The organism is uncultured Corynebacterium sp., assembly GCF_946998835.1.
Classification (GTDB): domain Bacteria; phylum Actinomycetota; class Actinomycetes; order Mycobacteriales; family Mycobacteriaceae; genus Corynebacterium.
Genome location: NZ_CAMQAZ010000019.1, coordinates 25,617 through 49,711 on the forward strand (window position 1 = coordinate 25,617; position 24,095 = coordinate 49,711).

22 protein-coding genes are annotated in these 24,095 nt (G+C 60.1%); 8 read left to right on the plus strand and 14 right to left on the minus strand.

The genetic code is table 11. The features are described 5' to 3' along the window. Positions 1 to 37 precede the first annotated feature (37 nt). The 3 genes from Q0U90_RS07650 to Q0U90_RS07660 are packed head-to-tail and all read right to left on the minus strand — an operon-like array spanning position 38 to position 5,300. A complete protein-coding gene (locus Q0U90_RS07650; protein ID WP_297453175.1) occupies positions 38 to 2,503 on the minus strand; it encodes a serine/threonine protein kinase in 2,466 nt (821 codons plus the stop codon). Then, entirely contained in the window at positions 2,500 to 3,582 is a 1,083-nt protein-coding gene (locus Q0U90_RS07655; RefSeq protein WP_297453177.1) for a glutamate ABC transporter substrate-binding protein, read from the minus strand. Before Q0U90_RS07655 ends, Q0U90_RS07650 begins: the two co-directional genes overlap by 4 nt. A gap of 8 nt (positions 3,583 to 3,590) precedes the next feature. Continuing rightward, positions 3,591 to 5,300 (minus strand): hypothetical protein, encoded by a 1,710-nt coding sequence (locus Q0U90_RS07660; protein ID WP_297453179.1) that lies wholly within the window; start codon positions 5,298 to 5,300, stop codon positions 3,591 to 3,593. A 135-nt stretch (positions 5,301 to 5,435) separates the two neighbouring features. On the opposite strand from Q0U90_RS07660, the gene Q0U90_RS07665 reads away from it, so the two are divergent. Next, positions 5,436 to 5,939 (plus strand): NUDIX hydrolase, encoded by a 504-nt coding sequence (locus tag Q0U90_RS07665; RefSeq protein WP_297453181.1) that lies wholly within the window; start codon positions 5,436 to 5,438, stop codon positions 5,937 to 5,939. A gap of 39 nt (positions 5,940 to 5,978) precedes the next feature. Here Q0U90_RS07665 and Q0U90_RS07670 read toward each other — a convergent pair whose 3' ends face one another. The 3 genes from Q0U90_RS07670 to Q0U90_RS07680 all read right to left on the minus strand — a co-directional run bounded on the left by Q0U90_RS07670 (position 5,979) and on the right by Q0U90_RS07680 (position 7,955). Beyond that, a complete protein-coding gene (locus Q0U90_RS07670) occupies positions 5,979 to 6,296 on the minus strand; it encodes a hypothetical protein (RefSeq protein WP_297453183.1) in 318 nt (105 codons plus the stop codon). A 44-nt stretch (positions 6,297 to 6,340) separates the two neighbouring features. After that, on the minus strand, positions 6,341 to 6,904 hold the full coding sequence (locus Q0U90_RS07675; protein WP_297453185.1) for a MarR family winged helix-turn-helix transcriptional regulator: 564 nt from the start codon (positions 6,902 to 6,904) through the stop codon (positions 6,341 to 6,343). Between the two features lie 253 nt (positions 6,905 to 7,157). Then, positions 7,158 to 7,955 carry an exodeoxyribonuclease III gene (locus Q0U90_RS07680; RefSeq protein WP_297453187.1) on the minus strand — a complete coding sequence of 266 codons (798 nt, stop codon included), beginning with the start codon at positions 7,953 to 7,955 and terminating at the stop codon, positions 7,158 to 7,160. Positions 7,956 to 8,107: 152 nt separating this feature from the next. Between Q0U90_RS07680 and Q0U90_RS07685 the strand changes: the two genes are divergently transcribed. Continuing rightward, on the plus strand, positions 8,108 to 8,932 hold the full coding sequence (locus Q0U90_RS07685) for an RDD family protein (RefSeq protein WP_297453189.1): 825 nt from the start codon (positions 8,108 to 8,110) through the stop codon (positions 8,930 to 8,932). Positions 8,933 to 9,035: 103 nt separating this feature from the next. On the opposite strand, the gene Q0U90_RS07690 is transcribed toward Q0U90_RS07685, so the two are convergent. Together Q0U90_RS07690 and Q0U90_RS07695 are read right to left on the minus strand one after the other, a co-directional pair. After that, complete coding sequence (locus Q0U90_RS07690; RefSeq protein ID WP_297453191.1) at positions 9,036 to 10,154, minus strand: GNAT family N-acetyltransferase; 1,119 nt, start codon at positions 10,152 to 10,154, stop codon at positions 9,036 to 9,038. A 3-nt stretch (positions 10,155 to 10,157) separates the two neighbouring features. Next, on the minus strand, positions 10,158 to 10,739 hold the full coding sequence (locus Q0U90_RS07695; RefSeq protein WP_297453193.1) for a peptide deformylase: 582 nt from the start codon (positions 10,737 to 10,739) through the stop codon (positions 10,158 to 10,160). A gap of 201 nt (positions 10,740 to 10,940) precedes the next feature. Between Q0U90_RS07695 and Q0U90_RS07700 the strand changes: the two genes are divergently transcribed. The 4 genes from Q0U90_RS07700 (at position 10,941) to Q0U90_RS07715 (ending at position 14,217) form a co-directional block, all read left to right on the plus strand. Continuing rightward, entirely contained in the window at positions 10,941 to 11,294 is a 354-nt protein-coding gene (locus Q0U90_RS07700; RefSeq protein ID WP_297453196.1) for a DUF3263 domain-containing protein, read from the plus strand. 51 nt (positions 11,295 to 11,345) lie between these two features. Beyond that, positions 11,346 to 12,257, plus strand: a complete 912-nt coding sequence (locus Q0U90_RS07705; RefSeq protein ID WP_297453198.1) for a LytR C-terminal domain-containing protein — start codon at positions 11,346 to 11,348, stop codon at positions 12,255 to 12,257. A gap of 161 nt (positions 12,258 to 12,418) precedes the next feature. Beyond that, positions 12,419 to 12,976 (plus strand): hypothetical protein, encoded by a 558-nt coding sequence (locus Q0U90_RS07710; protein WP_297453200.1) that lies wholly within the window; start codon positions 12,419 to 12,421, stop codon positions 12,974 to 12,976. Between the two features lie 17 nt (positions 12,977 to 12,993). Beyond that, the gene (locus Q0U90_RS07715; RefSeq protein WP_297453202.1) at positions 12,994 to 14,217 is read left to right on the plus strand and encodes a glutamate--cysteine ligase; all 1,224 of its coding nucleotides are present in this window, start codon (positions 12,994 to 12,996) and stop codon (positions 14,215 to 14,217) included. A gap of 148 nt (positions 14,218 to 14,365) precedes the next feature. Here Q0U90_RS07715 and Q0U90_RS07720 read toward each other — a convergent pair whose 3' ends face one another. From Q0U90_RS07720 to Q0U90_RS07745, 6 genes are read right to left on the minus strand one after another with little or no spacing between them, the layout of a single operon-like run. Then, positions 14,366 to 14,725 (minus strand): monovalent cation/H(+) antiporter subunit G, encoded by a 360-nt coding sequence (locus tag Q0U90_RS07720; protein WP_297453203.1) that lies wholly within the window; start codon positions 14,723 to 14,725, stop codon positions 14,366 to 14,368. Further along, positions 14,722 to 15,120 carry a monovalent cation/H+ antiporter complex subunit F gene (locus Q0U90_RS07725; protein WP_297453206.1) on the minus strand — a complete coding sequence of 133 codons (399 nt, stop codon included), beginning with the start codon at positions 15,118 to 15,120 and terminating at the stop codon, positions 14,722 to 14,724. Before Q0U90_RS07725 ends, Q0U90_RS07720 begins: the two co-directional genes overlap by 4 nt. After that, positions 15,117 to 15,770 (minus strand): Na+/H+ antiporter subunit E, encoded by a 654-nt coding sequence (locus Q0U90_RS07730; RefSeq protein WP_297453208.1) that lies wholly within the window; start codon positions 15,768 to 15,770, stop codon positions 15,117 to 15,119. Before Q0U90_RS07730 ends, Q0U90_RS07725 begins: the two co-directional genes overlap by 4 nt. Further along, the gene (locus tag Q0U90_RS07735; RefSeq protein ID WP_297453210.1) at positions 15,767 to 17,473 is read right to left on the minus strand and encodes a Na+/H+ antiporter subunit D; all 1,707 of its coding nucleotides are present in this window, start codon (positions 17,471 to 17,473) and stop codon (positions 15,767 to 15,769) included. The genes Q0U90_RS07730 and Q0U90_RS07735 overlap by 4 nt, the downstream gene beginning before the upstream one ends. Next, the gene (locus Q0U90_RS07740; RefSeq protein WP_297453212.1) at positions 17,463 to 17,978 is read right to left on the minus strand and encodes a Na(+)/H(+) antiporter subunit C; all 516 of its coding nucleotides are present in this window, start codon (positions 17,976 to 17,978) and stop codon (positions 17,463 to 17,465) included. Before Q0U90_RS07740 ends, Q0U90_RS07735 begins: the two co-directional genes overlap by 11 nt. Beyond that, complete coding sequence (locus Q0U90_RS07745; RefSeq protein ID WP_297453214.1) at positions 17,975 to 21,109, minus strand: Na+/H+ antiporter subunit A; 3,135 nt, start codon at positions 21,107 to 21,109, stop codon at positions 17,975 to 17,977. The genes Q0U90_RS07740 and Q0U90_RS07745 overlap by 4 nt, the downstream gene beginning before the upstream one ends. Before the next feature lie 287 nt (positions 21,110 to 21,396). Between Q0U90_RS07745 and Q0U90_RS07750 the strand changes: the two genes are divergently transcribed. Both Q0U90_RS07750 and Q0U90_RS07755 read left to right on the plus strand, forming a co-directional pair. Next, positions 21,397 to 22,206 (plus strand): metal ABC transporter ATP-binding protein, encoded by an 810-nt coding sequence (locus tag Q0U90_RS07750; RefSeq protein ID WP_035006260.1) that lies wholly within the window; start codon positions 21,397 to 21,399, stop codon positions 22,204 to 22,206. Continuing rightward, on the plus strand, positions 22,203 to 23,969 hold the full coding sequence (locus Q0U90_RS07755) for an iron chelate uptake ABC transporter family permease subunit (protein ID WP_222865187.1): 1,767 nt from the start codon (positions 22,203 to 22,205) through the stop codon (positions 23,967 to 23,969). Before Q0U90_RS07750 ends, Q0U90_RS07755 begins: the two co-directional genes overlap by 4 nt. Positions 23,970 to 24,095 lie beyond the last annotated feature (126 nt).

The window sequence follows — 24,095 nt, forward strand, 5'->3', positions numbered from 1 at the left end:
CCCCCCCCTGATTTCTCAACTCTCAAACTTCTTCAGCCTAACGCCAGGTTCGCGGCCGGATGAGGTTGGCGATATCCACCAGGTTGTAGCGGTGTCGCGGAAACTGTGAGGAGCGAGCCAGCATTCGCAGGTCCTTTTCCAGGCCTTCCCGCAGCCCGGCCACAGTGAAGGGCACGTCGAAAAGGCCATTGGAACTAGCCGCGTGGTCGAGGTTGGAACCGCGCAACCAGTTCAGCGCTGACACCATCACGGAAATGCGCAGCTGCGGCATCCGCGGTTCATTCGTCGGGAGCTCCACCAGGCGGCGCGCAGCACGGCGAATTCTCGACTCGGTCAACTCGGAAGGCTGCCCGGATGTGAGCATGAGGATCGTCGTCAAGCGCGCCATGCGATGGTGGCGGGAGTTACCGGGGACGCGGTCGAGCTGGGCGATAGCCATTTCGTGTTGCCGCTCAGAGGCCAGCTGGCGGGCCAGCCCGAAGGCGGACGACACCGTTGTGGGGTTGGCTGCCCACACGACAGCGTAAAGACGCAGCGTATTGAAACGAATCGTCTGTGGCGACAGGGACTCGCTGGCCCACGTGGGGGAGAAGATTCCCGGTGTATCAGCGGCTACATTGTCCAATGCGTTACTCAAGTTCGCGGCGGCGCGGGCGACTGCGGGTTCGAGAAGCGAAGCGTTAGCAATACCCAGGCGCTGCTGAATCAGCTCTAAAGTGGCGGCTAACGCCAGCTTTGGGGCCGGCTCACCGGGCAGCATCGTCAGTACGTGGTGGAACGAGGCCAGGGCGTCGTTGAACTGGTCGAGAAGCAGATAAGTGATGCCCTCGTACCAGCGGTAACGCCAATCGCGCTGCAGGCGTTCAGGGGCCTCGCGGAGGCTGTCGCGGGCCTCGTCAATCAAGCCGAGATCCAACTGTGCGCGCACGATGCCCAGCGGAATTTCCACCGAGGAACCGTACTCGGGTTCGAACAGCGCGTTGGTCAGGGTTTCAATCAATTCGTTGGGCTCGGTAAATGACGAGGCACTCAAGATTCGCGCGCCGGGGTCCGCAGGGTTAATCAGCGGCACGGGCAGTGCGAAAGTCACCTCTTGTGGGGTGATTTCCACGCCTCGGGTGATTCCGTCGACAAGCTGATCGGTGCGGAACACCAGGTGTTTGGTGCCGTACGTGGAGCGCTGTGGCGAGAAATTCGATACCGCCTGCGGGAATTGCACACCGTCGCGCACCGCCAGAATCTCACGCAATACGCCGATGAGCTGCACACTCATCTCTTCAGCGGAACCGAAGCGGGCCTCCGGGTCTTCATGGCAAGCGCGCAGGAGGAAGCGGTAGAGCGAGTAGAAACGGCGGAACAGGGGTTCCTCGGCAGGTGTTGGTAGCCCCGGATTGTACACCCCATCGGTTGCGGGTAGCTTCAGAATTAGCGAGGCCAGCGTGCGGCCGACGGTGTAGATATCACTGGCGATTGTCGGCCCCGTCGTGGCGATCTCCGGCGCTTGGAAGCCCGGGGTGCCGTAGATATGGCCGTAAGCTCCGATGCCGGTGACCGCGCCGACGTCGATAAGCGTGACGTGGTCTTCGGTGAGCAGCACGTTGTCCGGTTTCAAGTCGTTGTAGACAACGCCGCGCGAATGCAGGTAATCCAGCGCGGGCAGCAGCTCCAGGATGTAACCAATCGCCAGGTCACAGGGCATGACACCGTCCGGGTAGCTGCGGCGCTGTTTCCGCAACGACGGGCCACCGACGTACTCCATCACAATGAAGCCGGTAGCGCTGTTGGCATCCGTCTCATCGATGAAGTTGATAATCTTCACAATCCCCGGATGCGAGATTTCCGCGAGGAACTCGCGTTCCGCCTGGACCACGGCGAAATCCTTCTCACTTTTGGCAGCCATCATGCCCTTGAGCACGACCCAGCGATCCGAGACGTTGTGGTCAATCGCCAGATAGATCCAGCCGAGACCGCCATGGGCGATTGGCCCCACGATCTCGTACTGATCTGCCACGATATCGCCGGCTTTCAGATTCGGGGCTGGCTTATTCGTCGCCCGAATCTTCTCTTCGCTCATCACTGCATCGCGTGGGTCCTGCGTCGTGATGTACGGCAGATGCACCATGCCGTCGGCGACAGTGCGTCCACGGTGCGCATTCGAGCGCTTCCGGCGAAAGTCCTCCAGCGCTTTACGGTGCGAGGCCATTGACGGATCTGCGCTCTGGGCACCGGGTGCGGTCGTCACGCTTGACGACGATCCCCCGCGCCCCAACAACTCGGAGATATCGAACTCGTCGTCATCGTCATCCTCGTCTGCAAAGGGGTCAAAGGCGACCGCGGCAGTGCCGGGCTCGTGGTCGTCATCCTCGTCTGCAAAGGGGTCGAAGGCGACGGCCTGAGTAGCAGCAGCCTCTGCCTCTGCGCTCGTGTCGTCCGAGGGCTCGGGCGCGAGCTGGTTGTGCTCGGGGTACTGGTTGCGTTCGGAGCATTGGGTCTCGTCGCTCATCGGTTGTTCACCTCGCCTTCTGGGGTAGCTTCCGGTAGGGGCGCTTCCGGAGCGGGTGCGATTCCAAGTATGTTTTCGTCTTCTCCATATTGCGGCACTGGTTGGGTGCCGCTTGGTAGGAAGGGGCCGAACCAGGTGTCGTAGAGCGACTGCCAGGTGCCATCGCTTGCTATGCGCTCTAGAGTCGCGTTGATTTGGCGAACCAGGCCGGGGTTCTTCTGGGAGACACCGGCCGCGTAACTCTCCTCGCTCAAGTCCCGCTGGACAATCGCCGTGGCCGGATCCTGGTCGTTGATGCCCGCGAGGATGGTGTCGTCGGCTACGACAATCTCGGCCTGGTTGTTTTGAAGTGCGATGAGGCAATCCGACCAGTTACCGACCAACAGCAGCGTATTGTTCGGCGAGAGCCTTCTAATTAAATCCTCGGTAGTGGATCCACGGGAGACACAAATACGACCGTCCTCGACATCCTCGGGGGAGGCTTCGCCATTCGGCGAAGAGACCAGGACTCCAGCTCGGGCAGTCAAATACGGTGCAGAAAACAGCACCTTTTCGCGCCGGGCATCGGTGACCGTCATAGTACGCAATACAACATCGACAGTGCCGTCTTCGAGCGCAGCGGTGCGTTCCTTGCTGTCGACGAACCGGAACTCTACGGCATCGGGATTACCAAAGATATCCCTGGCAATCTCCTGCGCCAGAGATACTTCAAAGCCAGAGAGCTCACCGGTGCTGAAGTCACGGAAACTGAGCAGGTTCAACGATTGGTCAACACCAACAATGATGCGGCCACGCTGGTAGATCTCCGGGATTCGCTCTTCTGGTGTCTGGTCTTCAGGAGCGAGTGTGGACAGATCTGGTGTGTTGGCCTGTGCCGCAGGCTGCCTCGAGGAAGCCTTGTCGTAGAACGCGCCCGGTGGCAGGGGGAAGTCACCCGTGGCCTCAAGGATGGTGCGCGAGTAGGGATCGTCGGCAAGCGAATCTGCCGCGCAGGCACTGACAGTGAGACCGGCGACGGCGAGTACGCCGAGGGTAGCCCTGCGCCGCCAACCGCTGAGACCACGATGCGATGGGGACAACGAGACAATCATAAGTACTCCAGGAGCCGGTGGCGGAAACCGAAAACGACCAGAACTGCCGCGATTACGGTCAGAGTGATTGTGGCGATGGACAGTACCGCGATAGCGCGACGGGATTGGTCAAGGTTCTCGCGGGCGGTCAGGCGGGACTCGGCAATCGAGTTCTGCAGCGACTCGTCGAAGTGATCGAATGCAGTTGCCGATGAGCTGTCATTGTCCACATCGGTCGCGATGCGAACTGCCCCGGCATAATCACCTGCGCCGAGGTGCTCCATCATCAAATTGTGGCCGGCCTCCCAGCTGTAAATCGCATGGATGGCAGCTCTGACATCGTCGTCTGGCGCATTGGCATCGACTCTTTCCAGCTCTCCGACCAAGGAGCGCACGGACTGTGAGAAGGACTCCGCATCCGCAGGCTGACGGCGGACCAGACCGAGAGTCTCGCTGGCGCGAAGCTGCTGGGCATCAATGCGCACCTCGGTGAGGGTATGAACGTCCGGCCGTTGCTCACCGAAGATGGAGCTGGACTGCCACGGCTGTGTGGTAGCAATTCCCACACCGACAAGGGCGATGGCCATCAACACAGTCGCGCCAAACAGGCCGACGTTGAAAAGACGGCCAGTGCGACGGGTCAACCACCACTGTGTGAGTAGCAGCATCAAAATTGCCGCTGCCATGCCAGACATGGGGAAAAGCGGCGGCTTCGACAGTTCGCGCTGCTCCGCATTAGTAGCGGTACTGGTGCGTTCGTAGAGTGACTTTGCCGCTGGCAGAATCTGCACCTGCATCAAGTTTGAGGCGGAGGCGAGGTACGCGACACTGACGGGATTGCCCTGGCGCGCGTTCGCACGAGCGGTCTCGACCATGCCGGTGTAGACCGGCAGCAGGCGTTGTACAGTCGCGATGTCCTTCATCTCTGGGGCGTCGACGTTTTCAATGCCCGTAGCTGCGCGGGTGGCGGACATGGAGGCCTGCGCGATGACGTCGTCGAAGTTGCTGACCAAGTCCTGGTTGCTGTTCAGCGTGCCGCGGGAAAAAGCGGTGTTGGCAGATGCGTCGGCAATTGTCAGCGAGGCGTAGAGATTCTGCGAGGCATTGGCCATCGGCTCGCTCAGTTGCGAGATGCGGGTCAGCTGCTGCTGGCGTTGCGATGTCGTTTGCCACATGGACAGGCCGGCGGCCAGGATAGCGACGATAAGAATGAGCGCGACTATGGTCAAACGGCCTGGCGATGTCATTAAAAATGACACTGACCGGCGCACATACGTCGCAGACGGGCCAAGTTTGTCGTAGAGGCGCTCGCCGAGAAAACGTGTCAGTCTCCGGTTGCGGGGGCCAATCTCGAGGGCATCCACGCGCAGGTCCGTATCGCGCGGAGGAGCTGCTGGGGGTGCAGGCTCTGTCGGGCTTGCTGGGTCTGCTGGTGTGGCTGGTGCTGGCGCTGTGGTTGCAGCAGCTGAGGACTCGCTGGTTTCCAAAGCAGTCGACGGTGCAGCACTCTTGAGTGGGGGAGCGGAAACGGAGGCAGGGCTAGAGGCGGAGGATTTCTTCGATTCCTTTGCCGCTTGAGCCGCGGTGTGAGTATCAAGGCTTTCGCCGCCGGGCGTAGTTCGACCGCTGAAACGGGCCCGGCGCGGGGCGCGGTTTTTGCGGTGAAATGGATTTCGGCTTTTGTCGTGGGCGCGGGAATGAGGCGCACTTGAAGTGGTTTCACTCATGTGCACGTGTCCTTCCGACGTGACCGAAGTCGCCCGCGACAATCTCTCCGCTCAGAGCAACGTTAGTTCCTTGCAAATCTTAGTCGTTCGAGCTTGTGACCGAAAACACAAGGGTATCTGGCGTAGGGTGGAAACATGCTTCAGGATGGAAATGGTTGGTCAGCTGGTCCCAACGGTACGCGCTGCTGGGGACGCTTCGGAGCTGCAGGGCTGCTGATTGCGAGTCCTCAGCGCACTGTGCTTATGCAGTATCGAGCTGACTGGACGTCGTTCCCCCTAACCTGGGGTGTTCCTGGTGGGGCGTGTGATTCACATGAGACGCCCGAGGCGACTGCGCTGCGTGAGACAGCTGAGGAAACTGGGCTGCTTGAGCATCAGCTTCGCATTCTTGACACGCAGGTCACCACCGGCCCCTTCCCGGCCGATCCGGATTGCCCTGAGCTCGCTGGCGGCTGGAAGTATCACACGGTCTACGCATTTGCTGCCGAGGAGCTGGAGACGAACCCGAACGAAGAGTCCTTAGAGCTGCGCTGGGTTCCGCTTGACGACGTCGACAGCCTCGACCTGCTGCCACCCTTCGCGGAATCGTGGCCACGGGTGCGCGCGCACCTTGAGACGCTGCTGGAAAACCTCAACTAGCCAGCGGCTCGGCGGCTTTGCTGTTTGTCTACTCATTGCCTACTTGGAGTCAGCGACTGCTGCCGCACCAGCGGCCAGCGCGGTGACGGCCAGGACGGACGGCCATGCGCCAATCTTCTTGGCCAGCGGGTGTGAAAGACCGAAAGCGCCGAGGTAGGTAGCCACCAATCCGGTGGTTCCGAGAGCACCGGTCTTTTCGTGCCAGGTGCGTGCTGCGTATGCGCCAGCTGCACCCAGGATGACGCCACCCAGTGGACGGATGCCGGTTTCGCGAGCGGTGAGCCAGCCGCCGATGAGGCCAGTGGCCACCAGCGGAGCGGTCTTTACGTCTTTTGCCTTCTTCAAAGTAGTTGCCATACGCATTATCGTACCTGGTAAGAAGTGCTTCGCGGCGGTTGTTTTTAGAATGGCTCCTGGCGGCGCTGGTGTTCTTCGACATAGCTTTCCGAGTGCTCTGCCAGCTTCAGCAGTGATGGCAGAGCCTTAATCAGTGCGCGTACATCCTTCGGAGACATCGTCCGCACAATTTTATACACCAGCGCACCCCAGTGGTCGATAAGCTGCTCCAATAGTGACTCGCCGTCGCCGGAGACGTAGAGGTTCTGCGCACGACGATCTTTCGCGTTGTTCTCGCGCTCAATCAGTCCGTTGTCAAGCAGTCGGCGAACTGTCGCCGAAACGTTGGATGGGCGGAGGAAGCGCAGACGTGCAATGTCAGATACGCCGCAGCCCGGGTGAGTCGAAATGAAATGCAGTACTTCCATTTCCGACTGGGAAATATCCATCCTGGCATTCGGACGCTCGCCGAGACGGCGAGTCGACGCGAGGAAGTCATACAGCCCGATGGAAATCTTCTGCACACTTTCGCGCAGCGATTCATCGAACTCAATCGAGTCATCCGCCGTGGGGAAGCCGCTCGCTGGCTCCGGAGTGGTGGTGCGCTGAGGGGAGCGTGCAGGAGTCATGGTCTTCCTTCCCGACGTAATGAAATGATGTTCTGAATTAACACCTTATATCGTCGAAAGAACTTTCCGTGGCGAAAATTTGTAGATTAAACAAAAAGTTAGGTTGATAAGTCTTGTGCAGGAGCTTTATCGCGCACTTGCGCCCCTGTTTTTAGGGGCCAGCAGATAATCCCGTTAAAACCCGCTTTACGACGGCCCCAGCGACCAGCCGTTCTGCGGGAATCATGCCCACACGTTTATCTACACGTCGTACCTATACCTCGTAATCCACAATCACCGGAGCATGGTCGGATGCGCCCTTGCCCTGGCGCTCTTCGATATCGATGAATCCTGAGGATGCCTTTGCTGCAAGGGCGGGGGACGCGAATTGGAAATCGATACGCATGCCCTCGTCCTTAAAAAATCGACCGGCCTTGTAATCCCAGTAGGTCCACTGGTTTGGAGTGAATTGGCGAGTCACTTCTTTCATTCCCGCCTGCTCCAGCGCATAGAAGGCTGCGCGTTCAGGTGGGGTGACGTGTGTCTTACCCGCGAAGGCTGCCATCGACCAGACATCACCATCGGTCGGGGCGATGTTGAAGTCGCCGCCCATCATGAAGGTGGCCTCCGGATCGTCGTCAAGCGTGGCGATGATGTGCTGACGCAGCTGCTCCAGAAATTCGAGCTTGTACTCGAAGTGCGGGTCGGTGATGTCGCGACCGTTCGGGATGTAGAGGCTGTGGACGCGCACCCCACCGCAGGTAGCGGCGATATGGCGGGCTTCCAACGCGGGTGTTGCGTCGGGGTCCTTGTTGAAACCGGGCTGACCGGGGAATCCTGCCTGGATATCGTCGAGGCCGACGCGGGAGATGATGGCAACACCATTCCACTGATTTAGGCCATGGTGGGCGACTTGGTATCCCAGCTCTTCAAAAGCAGCGGTGGGGAATTGGTCGTCCTTGCACTTGGTTTCCTGGACGGCCAGGACATCAATGTCATTTCGGCGCAGCATTTCCACCATGCGGTCGAGGCGAGTTCGGGCCGAATTGACGTTCCAGACACAGATTCGCATATCAACGATTGTAAAAGGGGAACGTATAAGGGGAACGAAATGGCGGCTTCATGCGTTGAACAAAGCAGGACAAGGTGTGCGGAAAGCCAAGGTGCGCGGAAAAATTGGCAAATCAAACGGGCAAAGGTCCGTCAGGAAAGGGAGTTTCGAGGTTGACTAACTGGGACGATCGTCGTTACGGCGGCGAGTACAGTCCGGCGGATTACCTGAGTAATGGTGGCGGGAACGCTTATCGGGAGTACGACGCTTACGCGGCGTACGATGCGGCAATGCCGTATCAGGAAGTGCCGTACCCGGCATCAAATATTCCGGTCGGCTATGAAAGCGGGTACCCCGTCGGTTACGGGGAGTCTTTCTTCGGTGAGCTCAGCACTAACCCCAAAGTTGCACCGCTGACCGCGCAAATGGCAGTGCACCTGGGCTTTGACCCCAATCTGGCCAATGGCTCGGTGGCACGTCGTGCTGGCGCGCTGCTGGTGGATTCTGTGATCTACATTGCGTTGATTGCCGCCATCGCAGTTCTCGCTAGCATCGTGGGAACTTCTGAAAACGGTGTGTTGGTGATGGTAATCAGTCTCTTCCTCGGACCCGGTGGCTTTTATCTCTACCGTGTTGCGGGGGACTCCATTTTCGATGGTTCGCCTGGTAAGCACGCCATGGGGATGAAGATTGAAGGCGCACACGGAATGCCTGTTTCGGCGCGTGATGGTTTCGTGCGTAATGCCTGGATTCTGCCGTCGATGATTCCGTTCGCCGGTTGGTTTGTCTCTGCGGGCCTGGCTGGCTGGATTGCGATGGGTGCGTCCCGCGATCCGCTGGGTCGAGGGCGCCATGAGCTCTCGGTCCGTACGCGTGTGGTGGAAAAACCTGAGACACGCGAGCTGTCGCGCGGGCAGCGGCACATGGATCAGAAGGGCAACAAGTCGCGACAGCTGAAGCGGAAGACACAGGGGAAGCGAGTTAAGCGAGGGAAGTAGAAAGAGCAGAGAAATATTGACTACCAGGGAAAAAGGGGGGCTAAACCTAGCCTGGCTGGTCCTGATTGCGCTGCCGTCGACAGTGCTTTGTTACTCCTGAAATTTAAGCCTCCGTAAGCTCCGCGTAGCGGTGCCGGTGGTGCTCCGTAAAACCGAGTGTCCGGTACAGCGCAATACCGGCCTCGTTTGAGCCCAATACCTGCAGATATGCCGAATCTGCCCCGTGTTGTGCGCCCCAGTGCATCATGTGAATGCCAAGCAGCGTGCCTAGTCCTCGGCGGCGCATATCGGCTGCGACTTCGACCGCGGAGAATCCGAGCCAGACGCGGCCGTCATCCGATTCGGTTAGCGTTCCGCGTGTGATTGCCACCGTGCGCATGCCTTCAGGCGCATTGTCGTCAGGTACTCGCAGTCGACCGAAGCACATGCGGCCATCGATTTCATTGCGCAGTAGCTGTAGCGCATGCTCGGGCAGGGTGGTGCCGCGGAAGTGGTAGAGCTCCAGCCAGTCGTCGTCAGGCTGGTCAGCGATGTCCACCTGCACGTTTGCCGACTCGGCGCTGGTCGATTCAGCTCCCAATACAGCGGGTGGCAAATCCCCATCGAGCGAGCGCGTCATAACCACAATGTCCGGTCCGACCGTCCACTCCGGCCCCGCGACCAGCGCCTGAGCAGGCTTAGCGATCCTATCCGGAATCGCAATCCGCACCGGCAAATCGTGGGAATCATAAAACGACTTAATCTTCTCCAATGGCACCGGCTGAGTGCTAGCTCCGGGTTCGAGCGGCAGCGCGGAATTGGAACGCTCCGTAATACCATCGCCCGCACGCAGCAGCCAGCCCGATTCCACCACATGCGCGATGCCCGGGAAGGCCTTCGCGGTCGCAGTTTCCACGGCGCGAATATCCGAATTGCGCACCGGATGATCCGGCAGGGCCTTAACAATCAAAATGTGCTTATCGCTAAAGTCCACCGCTGCCACGGACTCGTCGGCACGCACGCCGGCGCGAACCTGCGGACGCACGACGAACGGATCCATGCTGAGCACGTGCCCAATGACATCCGTAGTCTTCTTTCCGCTGGCCAGCGCTTCTGCATCGGTCAGCGCGCGCCGCACAATGACGCGACGTCCCACCGCCACCTCGCCGACACCCCAGCGGGAAATCGGCAGCTTCTGTGACGGGTTCTCGCTTGCCGACGACTCCAATTGCCTATCTGCCACGATTTAATCCTCGTGGCCGAACGGGTCCGGATCCACGCCCGGCATCCAGGTCAGGCCGCCCTCGGTCCAACCGGCGCGCTTAATCTCCTTCTTGGCCATGCGCTTCCAGCGACCGGTGAGGCAATCAGTGTAAAGGAACCCATCCAGGTGGCCGACCTCGTGCTGCATGCAGCGGGCGAGGAAACCGGTGGCCTCGATGCGGACCTCATCACCATTTTCGTCCAGGCCGGTGACAACGGCCTTCTCCGCGCGGTTGGTGGGGAAGGACAGACCGGGCACAGAGAGGCAGCCTTCGTCGTCGGAACCGTCGTCGTTAGGCATGGTCTTCGGGACTTCGCTGGTGGTCAGCACCGGATTGATGACGCAGCCGCGGTGCCAGACATCGTCGTCATCGGGGCAGTTGTAGACGAACAGACGCTTGCCGACGCCCACCTGGTTGGCGGCCAGCCCCACACCGTGGGCGCGGTCCATGGTTTCGTACATGTCCTCGATGAGCTCACGCAGCTCGGAGACATCCTCGGTCACCGGCTGGGTAGGAGTGTGGAGAACGGGGTCTCCGGCAATCACAATGGGGCGGATAGTCATGTCGCTGATTCTACTCGGCATCCTTTACTTCTAAACCGCCTGGTGATGTCTGAGTTGTACCGGGGAGGTGTAGGTGGGGCTGGGTGACCGGGGCTTACTATGTATCGTCACTAGGTATCTGTACAGGCAGTGTTGTGCAGGGCTGAAAAATAGGGCGGAGTGGAATAGTGCGAGTCAAAAAAAGGAAGCGAGGTGTGGAAAATGGTGCGCGAGAGCACGGCAAGCGACAGTTACGAGTTTGAGCCCGAGTCCGAGCTTCGGACTGGCGCCTCCGAGCATCTTGGACTTGCGGGTGACACCGGCGGTATTGAACCCGTATTGGCGCAGAAAATGCTGAATTTTGAGAAAGGATGGCTGAAAGTTGCTCGCCGTGGACCGCGCATGGCCGGCGCGCGGCAGGAGGCAATTCGACGTCGTTTTGCCGAGGAATTCGGCAACAACACAATCCGCTACCACCAGGTACTTTCGCAACTTTTGGACTCCCCGGCGGCCGAAGCAGCTGAGCCTGTCCTGGTTCATCGGCTGCGCGCCGTGCGGGACGGTGACAGCACTTAAGGTTCAAGTTTAACTTCACGGTTAGGTGGTGGAGCATATAGGATGTGGGATGTGTCTGATCAACTAAACCCTCAGAATTCGCCGCGTCCGGGCCGTCATCGACTCGAAGACGACTTTGACGACTTCGATGAGTACAGCGACTACGCGGGTACTTCCGCCGAACGCGAAGCTTATGTGTATTCCGAGCCGTCGGGTGATCAATACACGCCGTCTGAATCTGCGGACTCCGTCGCGGCAGGCGCGGCAGGCGCGGCAACTGGTGCCACTACTGCTAATAGTGTCTCTGCTGACAGCGCCGCTGCTGACGGCATCGACGGTGACGATGTCGGCGATGGTGCCGGCGACGGTCGCTACATGCGTGTTCTCGCTATTGTTCTGCTCGCAATTGGTATTTGCTTGGTCGCCTATGGTGCCTATGCGCTCAGCACGCGTGGCGACGATGCTGAGAACGCAGGCCAGAACGACACCGCAGCATCGGCTCCGGCTGACTCGAACGCGCCAGATTCCTCGGCCGGCGGCAAGGATTCGGCCAAGGGCGGCGCTACTGGAGATGGCGAAGAAGGCGAGGTCCCACCGCCGCCGCCGTCGAATGAGCCAGGAAAACCGGTTGCTCCGGCCGATGACCAGCGTGCCCCGGGTGAGGATAACGAAGCACCACAGATTGACCGCAAGACTGTCAAGGTCAGCATCCTGAATAACTCCCAGGTCGTGGGCCTCGCTGATGACCTGTCCAAGCAGATGGGCGAGCAGGGCTGGGGTACCGGCGAAACCGGTAACGCCCCTGAAGAGAAGATGGGCGTGTGGGAGAAGACCACCGTCTACTTCGACCCGAAGAATGAAAAGGAAAAGGCCGCAGCTGAGCAGATTGCTCACGACAACGGCTGGGAAGTCGCCCCTCGCGATGACCGTCTCCGCGGTGCGCCAGCTGGAGTCGTTGTGATTGCCACGGATCCAGCTCAGTAGACGCTGTTCTCTCTCATCAGAGGTGGTATCGACGCCCTGCGAAAGTCATGAACCCATGGCTTGCGCAGGGCGTTTACATATTTTGCGACCTCAAACAGATCACGATTGAAAGATGGGTACTACTATTCTGCTAGTAGCCAGTGAGGTCTGTGAGGTTTTTAATGTTGGCCGTGAAGCGTCGTCGCGCTGCCATCGCCACCGCGTTGGGGTGTGCAGCAGCACTATTGGTTTCCTGCTCGGGAGTTGACTTCAGCAGTGACAAGGACAAGGACGCGAAGGCGTCGACAAGCGCTGCGCCGGTGAGCGTAGATCCCGCCGCACCGAAACTCACTGAACCAGTCAGCGCCTATAACTTCATCCGTACCAACGACGACGGATCGATGAAAATGCTGGCAACCGTACACGTCATGAGCGCCAAGGGGTGGATGGGCCTTTCCGATGAAAAGGGCCAGTTCACGTCGTTGGACGAGGGTAAGTACACAGTGCAGGCCCGCGGCGCATCCGGCTGCAGTGGAGTGGGTAGCCCCGCGGCCGAGGGGCTGGGTGTCATCGGTGAAGTGCACGTCGATGCCAAGCAGAATGCAAATGTCTGGAACGTTCCCTCCAAGGTGGACGAGGACAGCTTCACCACAGTCGCGCTTGTCGATTCCAACGGTGACCTCGCTTCCTGCGCAAAAACCGTCAACTGGACGGAGCCAACTGAGGAAAACGGCTCCTAGTGTGAAAAAATAACGGTATGACTGAGCAATTTTCCGGATCGGCGCAGCCATCTTTAGGAGTGGAGTGGGAAGTGGCGTTCGTTGACCGACGAACGCGCGACACCGCCCCCGCTGCCGCCGAGGTGCTCGACATCATCGATGCGGAGCATCCCGGACATGGGCTCCAACGCGAATTCCTCGCCAACACCGTGGAGCTCGTCACCGGCGTGCACATGAACGTGCCCGATGCCGTATCGGAGCTCCAGAGCCAGCTGGATATGGTTCTCGATGCCGCTGACCGCGTCGGGGTAGACGTGTGGTCGTCGGGCTCGCATCCGTTTGCCCGCGGCACTGCTCAGCAGGTCAGCGCCAAGGGGCACTACTCCGAAATCATCAGCCGCACGCAGTGGTGGGGCAATCAGATGATTATTTGGGGAGTCCACGTCCACGTCGGCATTAAGGACTCCGAACGGGTCTGGCCGATTATTCAGGCTCTGGCGACCAAGCTGCCGCACATGCTGGCGCTATCTGCCTCTTCACCGGCCTGGAATGGCGAGGACATGGGCTACGCCTCTAACCGAAGCCTGCTCTATCAACAGCTTCCCACAGCTGGTCAGCCGCCGGCGATTTACACGTGGCCCGAGTGGGAGTCCTACATGCACGACCAGTCCCGCTCCGGCGTCATCAACCACACCGGCTCGATGCACTTGGACATCCGTCCGGCATCGAAGTACGGCACCATCGAGGTCCGCGTCGCTGATGCCACCTCTAACCTGCAGGAACTCGCCGCTATCGTCGCTTTGACGCACTGCCTGACGGTCTACTACGACCGCATGTGGGAGGCCGGCGAGGAGCTACCGTCCCTGCAGTCCTGGCACATCGCCGAAAACAAGTGGCGCGCCGCCCGCTATGGCATGGACGCGCTGGTCGTTGTCAATCGCGATACCGACGAGCGGTGGGTGCGCGATGAACTCCGTGAGCTTGTGGCTCAGCTCGCCCCGCTTGCCGACGAACTGGGCTGCCGAGCCGAACTGGAATTCGTCAACACTATCGTGGAAATGGGCGCGGCATACGAGCGTCAGCGCACTGTGGCGGATGCGGCCGGGGCGCTGCCGTCCATGGCTACCGAGGATGATGTGCGGGCGAACGAACAGCGCATTGGGCACACCCCGTGGCGGGCCGCCGTGGACCTTGCGGTGCAGGAACTGCGCGCCGGGCATCCGATAGCACCTGCGGATTTCCACGAGCAGGTAAGCGACTAGTCGTCGTCAAGCGGTGCTTCGGTGGGTGCGTAGACAAAAATAGTGACTAGGCTTATAGCACTTTCGGTGTGCATAAACCTAGTCACTAGGCCATACACTCAGTCAGTAACTGAGGGGAGCTGGCTGGGGGAGCGGAGGGCCGGGGCGCTTAGTCCCGCGGCTCCCGGCTGTCATCGCGGGCCAGGCTGTCCTCGTCCACAAGCCGCTCCTTGAATGCCTCGTGGCCAACCCGGTTACTAACAATCGGCGATGTTCCCAGTGCAAACAGGATAATCAGGGTCAGCAGAGCCAAGTCACTGTTAGTGGTTGTGTGAGTTGGTGCATGCATAGCGACGTGCAACAGCGAGCCCGCCAGCGTCAGAATCAGCCCCAGCGTCTGCGGCTTGGATGATGCGTGCATGCGACTGATGGTGTCGCGGAAGCGGATCAAACCCACGGACGCTGCGACGCACAGCAGCATTCCGGAGAGAATGAGAACGATGGCGATAATGTCTGCCACGAGAATCATTTGGTCTCTCCCTTCACGATTTTCGGTGGGGCACTCTTCGCAGCGGCCTTTCCTGCAACTTTTCCGGCGGACTTTCCGGGGACTTTCGCCGTACCCTTCCGGGCGCTCTTTGCCGGCACCTTTCCGTCATCTGGGACACGGAACTTGGCGACTGCCAGCGAAGACAGGAAGCCGAGCAGCGCAATGATGAGCATTGGGTAGACCACGGAAGTATCCAAGCTCCATGCCATGAACGCAGCGAGCATGCCCTGCAGCATTGCAGTCATGGACTCCAGGGCCACCAGGCGGTCCAGCGAGTTTGGCCCGGCAATCATGTGCCCGAGGGTAATCATCACCGCAATGAAATAGCCCGCAGCGGCCACTCCGAGCAGAGTGTTAAAAACTTCCGGGTTCATCGGCTACTCCTTTCGTCTCTATGTTCGCTGTGCTTTTCGGCTTTCGCGCTGCTTAACTCGGCGTCGCCTAGCTTTATCTGTTTGTCGCCTGGCTCCGACTTAGGCCCAGCTGGTTGCTCGTGGACATCGCGGTTTTCAAATGCGCGAATCACCCTCCGCTCAATTCGGGTCAGCTGGTTGATTTGCTCAGCCACCTTGCCCGTCGACGAAGCGTCGAGAAGATGCATGGTCAGCGTCTTTTCCCGCTTATCGATGTCCACAATGATGCCTCCCGGCTGCAAATTGATCAGTGCCATTGCAGTCGTGAGCGAAATATCGTCATTGGTGCGCATGGGGACCTTGATAATGGCTGTCGGAGGCGGATCATCTCGTCGGATGGCCAGCCAGGCGACATTGACGGAGGCCTTCACGAAGTCGATTGTCCAAGAACCGAACAGGCGCACCATGCCACCGAAATTGAGGTCCAGTGCGCTGCTCGGCGGAATCGGCATGGCGAGGTTCAGCAACGTCGCCACGAGGATTCCCGATAGTACGTTGGCAAATGTCACCTCTCCCCACAGCATGACCCAAATGATCAGCGTGAACAAGAAAAGCAGGATTGAAATACGTGGTGGTCGCTTTGCGGCCATCTTGGCGCGCGCTTTACTCATGAGCCTTCACCTGCTCCTTCCAGCGTGCTGGTGGCATGTTCGGTCACTGGATTCGACTGCCACGGGCTCTTGGTGCGGCCTGGGTTTTCCAACTGCTCCAAGCCCTTGTCATCGGCCGAGTCAATACCGAGAACCGCCGCGCGGTACTCATCGACATTCGCGACATTGCTTGCCGCTTCGGTTGCCACATTGGACAGCGGCCCGGCCAGCACAGTAACGCCCACAGAGGCAATCACCAGCAGGGCCGTCGGCATCACCATGCCGATTGGCATCCTGCCGACGTCGTCACGCTCTCCGATAGCGACCATCTGAGTCTTTTCCCGAAGTGCGGCTGGGTGTGCCAGCACAGTGTCACCCTCGGGGGCATCGGAGCGGTCGCGCCAGAAGGCCTTCGACCAAACGATAATCATGGTGTAGAGAGTCAGCAGGCTGGTGATGATGGAACCTGCAACCAGAATCCACGCAGTGGCGGATCCGTTTTGCGCACCGGCTTCAATCAGCATGACCTTGCCCAAGAAGCCCGAGAACGGCGGGATACCACCGAGGTTGAGCGCGGGCACGAGGTATAGCAGGGCCAGTAGCGGCGACGTCTTAGCCAGTCCACCCAGGCTGCGCAGGGAGGACGAGCCCGCCTGGCGCTCGATAAGCCCGACCACCAGGAACAGTGCCGTCTGCACCAGAATGTGGTGCACGATGTAGAAAATCGCGCCACCGAGTCCCAGCGTATTGCCGACGGCAATGCCGAAAATCATGTAACCGATGTGGGACACCAAGGTAAATGACAAGAGTCGTTTGATGTCATTTTGGGCCATGGCGCCGAGAATGCCCATGAGCATTGTCGCCAGGCCGGCCCACATCAGGACGTCGTCAAGCCTGCCGTCGGGGAAGACGACACTGCGCGTACGGATGATCGCGTAGACACCCACCTTCGTCAGCAGGCCCGCGAAGACCGCGGTAACCATGGACGGTGCGGTGGGGTAGGAGTCCGGCAGCCAGGCCGACAGCGGGAACACCGCCGCCTTCACCGCGAAAGCGACGAGCAGCACTGCGAAGATTGCGGTGCGGGTGCCGTCCGGGATGTCCTCCATGCGCAGGGAAATGTGCGCGAAGTTCACCGTGCCGACCGCCTGATAAACCAGGCCGATCGCCAGCAGGAACACCATCGAGGACAGCATGTTGACCATCACATACGACACGCCCGCGCGAATGCGTGACGACGATGCCCCCAGCGTGAGCAGCACGTAGGAGGCTACGAGCAGAACCTCAAAGCCGACATACATGTTGAACAGGTCGCCAGCCAAGAAGGCCATGGAGACGCCCATGTTGAGCAGCATGTACGTCGGAACGAAGACGGAGATGGGCTCGTCTTCATCACCATCGCTAATGCCCTGGCCGATGCCGAACCACATCACGGCAAAGAGGACTAGCTGCGAGACAGTAATCATCAGCACCGCGAGGTTGTCGGCCACGAGCGTGATGCCAATTGGTGCGTCCCAGCCGCCAACCTGAACGGTGTGAATGCCGTGGGCGTAGATGAGATACACCAGTGTGCCGGCGATTCCCAGCAGGCTACCGAGTGAAATCAGCGCGATAGCCTGCTGTGCTTTGGGGAAACGCGCCAGCAGCAGTGCGATTGCGGCAGTGGCGGCGGGGACGATGATTGGCAGCGGAATGAGTGCCAGAATTAGTTGCTCAGTCGTCATCGTCGTCACCTCCTGGGCTGTTTGATGGTGGGGCCACAGGCTTTTCGAAACTGACCGGACCGAAGTTATCGCCGGCCTCCGTAGGGCGACCGGTGGTGGGGTCATCGGACTTGTCGTGATCCGGCGCAGCTGACGGGTCGCTGGCGCGACGCATTGCCAGACTGCGGTCCTCGTGGTCATCCTGCACGTGATCGCCGATGCGGTAGCGGTGCTGGCGATAGAGCAGGGCCAGCAGGAACGCGGTCATGCCCATCGAAATAACAATTGCGGTGAGAATGAAGGCCTGGGGCAGCGAGTCTGCCTGAGCATCACTGACAAGCGACTCCCTATCCCAAATTGGTGGCCGTCCCGGCGCACCAGAACCAAGCAGGATGAGCAGGTTGATACCGTTGCCCATCAGCAGCAGCCCCATGAGCATCCTGGTCAACGAACGGTCGAGGAACAGGTACACCCCGGTGGCAATCAGCGTGCCGACAGTAGCTAGCAGAACAAAATTGAGAATCACGGGTGTGTGTCCTTTCCTTCGGTCCTAGCTGGGGTTGTCGGTTGTGAAGCCTCGGAAGCGGTTGTGTTGGCGGTGCTTGCGGGTTTAGTGCCGGCAGGTTTAACGCTTGCGGGGTTAGCGCCTGCGGACTTAACACCTGCTGGCTTAGTCGCCGCCAACTTACTGCGCAGATGGCGGGACTGGCCCAGTGCGGCTCGATTCACACGACGCGAACGATCACGCTCAGCGCGAAGATTCATCTGAATATCGATGCCACCGCCCAAACTGCGCAGGATGTAGACAATCGTGCCGACTACGATCAGGTACACACCCAGGTCAAAGAGCATGGGGGAGACAACGGTGACATCGCCAAGCAGCGGAATTTCCCGCGAGCCATATGCAGAAGTTAGCGGTGCCCAACCCACAAACAGTGGCCACAACGCGCTGAGTGCCGACACCAGCAAACCGCCGCCGAGAAGTATCTCGTTAGGAATCGGCAGAGTTGCTGCCAACTCACGACGACCACCGATGAGATAACGCATGGTCAGTGCCAGCGCAGCCACGAGACCACCGGCGAAGCCACCGCCGACATCGTTATGGCCGGCAAAAAAGAGGTAGAAGGAAACCACCATCATGGCGGGGAAGAGCACACGCGATGCCACCAGCACCATGATTGGGTAGCGCAACCGCTCGGCTTCACCGGACTCATCGAGAGTGTTCAGCCAACGGTTGGTACGACGAGCACGATTCCGCTGAGGCTTAATCTTCGAGCGCATATGCATCGTGTGCGTACGGAAGACCAGCGAGGTAATGCCCAAGGCCACCATCACCAGCACGGTGATTTCACCGAAGGTATCCCAGGCGCGGATGTCGACAAGAAGCACGTTGACAGCGTTCTGGCCGTGCCCAATATCGTGGGCCAGCGGCGGAATGTCTCCAGAAATTGGCTCAGTACGACGCGAGCCCATGGCGTAGGCGGCCAAAACGGGAACCGTAACACCGACTGCAATGGCCAGCCACGCGCGGTGCCGAGTCCACCTCGGATTCGATGCCGGTGCCCGCGGCGAAAGCGTGCGCAGTACCAACACGAAAATAATCATCGAGACCGTCTCGACCAGCAGCTGCGTCAGGGCCAAGTCAGGAGCACCGTACATGGCGAAGATAATGGCCAGGCCGTAGCCGGTCACGCCCACCAAAATGACACCCGAGAGCCTGTTCTTCTGCCGGGTAGCGGCCAGCGCCGCAATGATCATAATCAGCGCAACTGCACCCTGCGGTGCGGAGTCCCACAGTTCCATTCGCAGCTCATCGCGCTCACCGAGCAGCAGTGCCCCGATGGACAGCACGATGAGGGTCAGCAAAATGACCGCTTCATTCAACGGGAGGGAACCACGCTGGGTCGCAGCAGTGACACGGAGAGAAAGACGGCGGGCCAGGTCCAGGATGCCGTCGTAAAGCGCATCGGCACTACCGAGAGCTGGCTGCTCAAACTGTAGCTGACGCACCAGATTGCGCTGCCAATGCATGATGGCACCCGCGACCAGGATTGTGGCCGTCAGCGCCAGGGGGAGGGTGAAACCGTGCCAGAGAGCAAGGTGTGATTCTGTTTCCGAATTCGGAAACGCACTGGTGAGGTAGGGCGAGATAATCGAGTCGAGGACGCGCGGAATCAGGCCGAAAACCAGGCCCCCGAGCGCTAGCAGCCAAGCCGGGCCAACCTGATCCCACGTCGGGGAATCCATCTCGGCGACGGCAGGGGAAGTGCCACCACCGCTGGCGTGCGTGCTGGACTTGGTCGCAAAAGCGGCGCGCAGCAGGTATAGCGAGTACGCCACGGTCAGAATCGAGCCCACGACCAGGCCAATGGTGGTGAACACCGACGGCATGCCGTGCAGCGGCTCAGCACTGAGTGTGGCCTCCAGCGCAGCTTCCTTGGCGACGAAGCCGAAGAACGGCGGCACACCCATCATCGATGCAGCGGCGAGAATCGAAATCACCAACAACTGCGGCGACTTTCTACCGAGCCCAGAGAGCTCACGGATATCGCGCGTACCAGTCAGCCTGTCAATTGTGCCCGCGACCATAAACAGCGCGGCCTTGAACATGGCATGGCCGAGCGTCAGTGCCAGGGCTGCCAGCATCGTCGCACGCGTGCCTATCGACGCGACCGTGATAATGAACCCCAACTGGCTGACGGTGCCATACGCCATGATCAGCTTGAGATCCTTCTGACGTAGGGCCATCCAGCCGCCCATAATCATGGTCAACAGGCCGAGCGGGATGATGATTGGGTGCCAGGCGTTGGTGGCATTGAAAGTTGGTGCGAGTCGGGCGACCAGGAATACACCGGCTTTGACCATCGCTGCGGAATGCAGGAAGGAAGAAACCGGAGTTGGCGCAGCCATTGCGCCGGGCAGCCAGAAGTGGAAGGGCGCGATGGCGGACTTCGACAGTGCACCAATGACCAGCAGGATTGCAGCTGTGGAGACTGCCGTGGAGTTCAACTGCGACACGGTTAGAGCACCAGGCGCGGTGAGTTCAGAGAAGTTCCAAAAGCCTGTGGTCACTCCCATTAGGACGATACCGACCAGCATGATTAGCCCGCCCAGCGTCGTGATCAGGAGTGCCTGGCCCGCTGCGCGACGGGAGGAAGCACGCTCGGCATAATAGCCCACCAGCAGGAAGGACAGCACCGAGGTAATTTCCCAGAAGACGAACATCAGCATGATGCTGTCGCTGATGACCAGGCCGTACATCGCCGCAGCGAAGGCGATCATTTGGGCTGCGAAGGAACCTACGCGGCGACGTTTGCCGAGTGGCGGGTTGATGAAGTAACCGGAGCAGTACACCAGTACGAGAAAGCCGATGGTCAAAACCAGCGTGCCGAAGAGCGATTCAATAGGACCTAATCGCAGGTTTACATCCAAGTGGATAATGGGCATCCACGAAAAATGCGTGACGGCGGGTTGCGTGAGTGCGGAAGTTTCCCCGTTGCCATTGTCTAGAGCTAAGCGAACGAGATGGGTGCCGGTGTAGATGGCACCGCCTGCCAGCGGGAGGCTGAGTACGAGGAACCCGCGGGTTCCGAGCCACTTAATCGTCCATGGTGCAAGCGCTGCCGTAACGAACAGGATGCACAGGAGAGAAGTCACTATTCCATAATGATTGGAACACGCCAGTTCATGCAACCCCGTTTTAGGGACTTAAGCATTTGAAGCGGTGTTAACCGAGTGTGTGAAAACGGTCAATTGTTTCTGGGAAAGTGAAAATTTGGGGGTGAGTTGTGGGGGGCGGAAGTTGGGCATTTTTTGGGGCTTGAGCGGCTGACTGCTCAAGCCCCAAATCAGTGCCATTACTGCCCCCCCCAACACCACCCCACCCCAAAGGTCAATACATTGAACTTGGTGATTCATTGAACTGACCACTATTCTTGGCTGCCATGAGTATTAGCGTCCAGAACTTGAGCGTGAGCTACGGCGCGAACACCGCGATTCGGAACATCAGCTTCACCCTCGACTCCCCCGGCATGCACGGCATCATCGGCCCCAACGGCTCAGGCAAATCCACCCTCATGAAGGCGATGCTCCAGATCCTGGACAAACACAACGTCCACGGCACAGGCCCCACCGGCGCCCCTGCCGGCTACCCCGTCACCCTCGACGGCAAGGCCCCCGCCGAGCAGCGCCGCGCAATCGCTTATATCGAGCAGCGCTCTGACCTCGACCGCAACTTCCCCACCAGCGTCTTCGACACCGTCCTGATGGGCACTTACCCGCGCCTGGGTCTTTTCCACCGCCCCGGCAAGGCCGAACGCGAAGCAGCCACCCAGGCTCTCAAGGACGTCGACATGTGGGACTTTCGCCACCGCCACATCAGCGAACTCTCGGGCGGACAGTTCCAGCGCGTCCTCTTTGCCCGCGCCATCGTCCAGGACGCGGAGTACATCTTCCTGGACGAGCCCTTCGTCGGCATCGACGTCCCCAGCGAGAAGACGATCGTGACCCTGCTGCGGCAGATGGCGGACGCGGGCAAGCACGTCGTCGTCGTGCACCACGACATGAACACGGTGCGCGGCTACTACAACGACCTCATCGTCCTCAACGGCGAGCTCGTCGCGGCGGGTCCCACCGAGGAGGTCTTCGTCCCCGACGTGCTGCAGAAGGCCTTCGGCGCGCTCGTCATCCGCGAGCCGTCAGCACCAGCCCACCCCACGCCACGGCAGGCAGCCCTCCAGGAGGAGACAGCATGATCGCGGAGTTCCTCGACTCACTACTCAGCCACGGCTACCTGCAAAAAGCGCTGATCACCTCGGTGATCGTGGGCGTGGCCTGCGGCATCGTCGGCAGCTTCATCGTGCTGCGCGGCATGGCCCTGATCGGCGACGCCATCTCGCACGCCGTACTACCGGGGGTCGCGGCCTCCTACCTGCTCGGCACGAACCTCTTCCTCGGGGCGGTGGTCGCGGGTCTACTCGCCACACTGGCGATCGGGCTGATCAGCGAACGCTCCACTGTGAAGAACGATTCGGCGATCGGCATCGTCTTTTCCACCTTCTTCGCGATCGGCGTGCTGCTCATGGCGAAAGCGCAGACGGCGACGGATCTGACGGAGATCCTCTTCGGCAACGTCCTGACCGTTCAGGACGCCGACCGCAACCTCTCGATCGGTATTGCCGCTGCCGTGCTGATTCTCACGCTGGTCTTTTACAAGGAGCTCAAGCTCAGCACCTTCGACCCCGTCATGGCGCAGTCGGCTGGCGTGCCCGTGCGGGCAATCCACTACGGGCTGATGGTGGTGCTCACGCTGGTGACGGTCATTTCCCTGCAGACGGTGGGCGTGATCCTGGTGGTCTCCCTGCTGATCACTCCGGCGTCGGCGGCGTACCTGCTGACGAACCGGCTGGGAGTGATGATCGGGCTTTCAGTGGCGATCTCGGCGCTCAGCTCCGTAGTGGGGCTGTTCCTGAGCTATAGCTACAACGTGTCCTCCGGCGTGACGATCGTGCTGACCGCCAGCGCGCTGTTCCTGCTGGCTTTCCTCTTCGCGCCAGGCAAGGGACTGATTGCTCGCTCGCTGGGCAATAAGCCACTGGCCGCGCTGTTGGCCCTCCTGGTGGGCGGTGCCCTCGTGTTCGGGGCCGTGACCTTCTCGACGGAGGAGAAGGCAGACGGTGAGCAGCTGAACGTCGTCACCACCTTCACGCTGCTGGCGGACCTGGTGGAGGAGATCGGCGGCGAGGCGGTGGACGTCCATAACCTCGTGCCGACCGGCACGGACCCGCACGACTACGACCCCCTGCCCGCGGACCTGGATGCGACGAGCGACGCCGACCTGCTGTTCTACAACGGGCTGAACCTCGAGGGCGGTGAGCACGGCTGGCTCGCGAAACTGAAAAACACCGCGGGCCTGGACGATTCCCAGATGGTCGAGGCCACCAAGGGCGTGGAACCGAAGTACCTCAAGGACGAAAAGGGCAATCAGGAGATCAACCCGCACGCCTTCCTGGACCCGACCGTCGGCATCGCGATGGCCGAGAACGTGACCGCGGCGCTGGCCGAGGCCCTGCCCGAGCGTGCCGAGCACATCGAGGAGAAGGGGGCGGAGTACAAGGCCATGCTGGAGAGCATCGACGCCGACTACCGCGAGCAGATCGGTGCGCTGCCGAAGGAGGATCGTGTGCTCGTGGCCAGTGAACATGCCTTCCAATACATGGTCGACACCTACGGCATGGAGCAGCTGTATATCTGGCAGATCGACACGGATGAAAACGGCTCCCCCGCGCAGATCGGACACCTCGTGCGCCAGCTGAAGGACAAGCGCCCGAAGCACCTGTTCGTGGAGTCGAACGTGGATACGCGCCCCATGAAGACCGTCTCGAAGGAGGCCGGGATTCCGATCTTCGACGAGCCACTGCACTCCGATGAGCTCGGCAAGCCGGGCACGGTCGCGGGAACCTACGAGGATTTCCTGCGCAGCAACTTGAAGACCATGATCGCGGGGCTGAAGCGCTAAAACGCGAATGCTCGAGGCCCACATGCGTTGGGCTTCCCCGGTCGCATTCCCGTTACCTTGTGAGTGTCCCCGATAATGGGGATAGTCGCTGGTCCCGGTATGGCTTACTTGCCCTGTAGTTTCCAT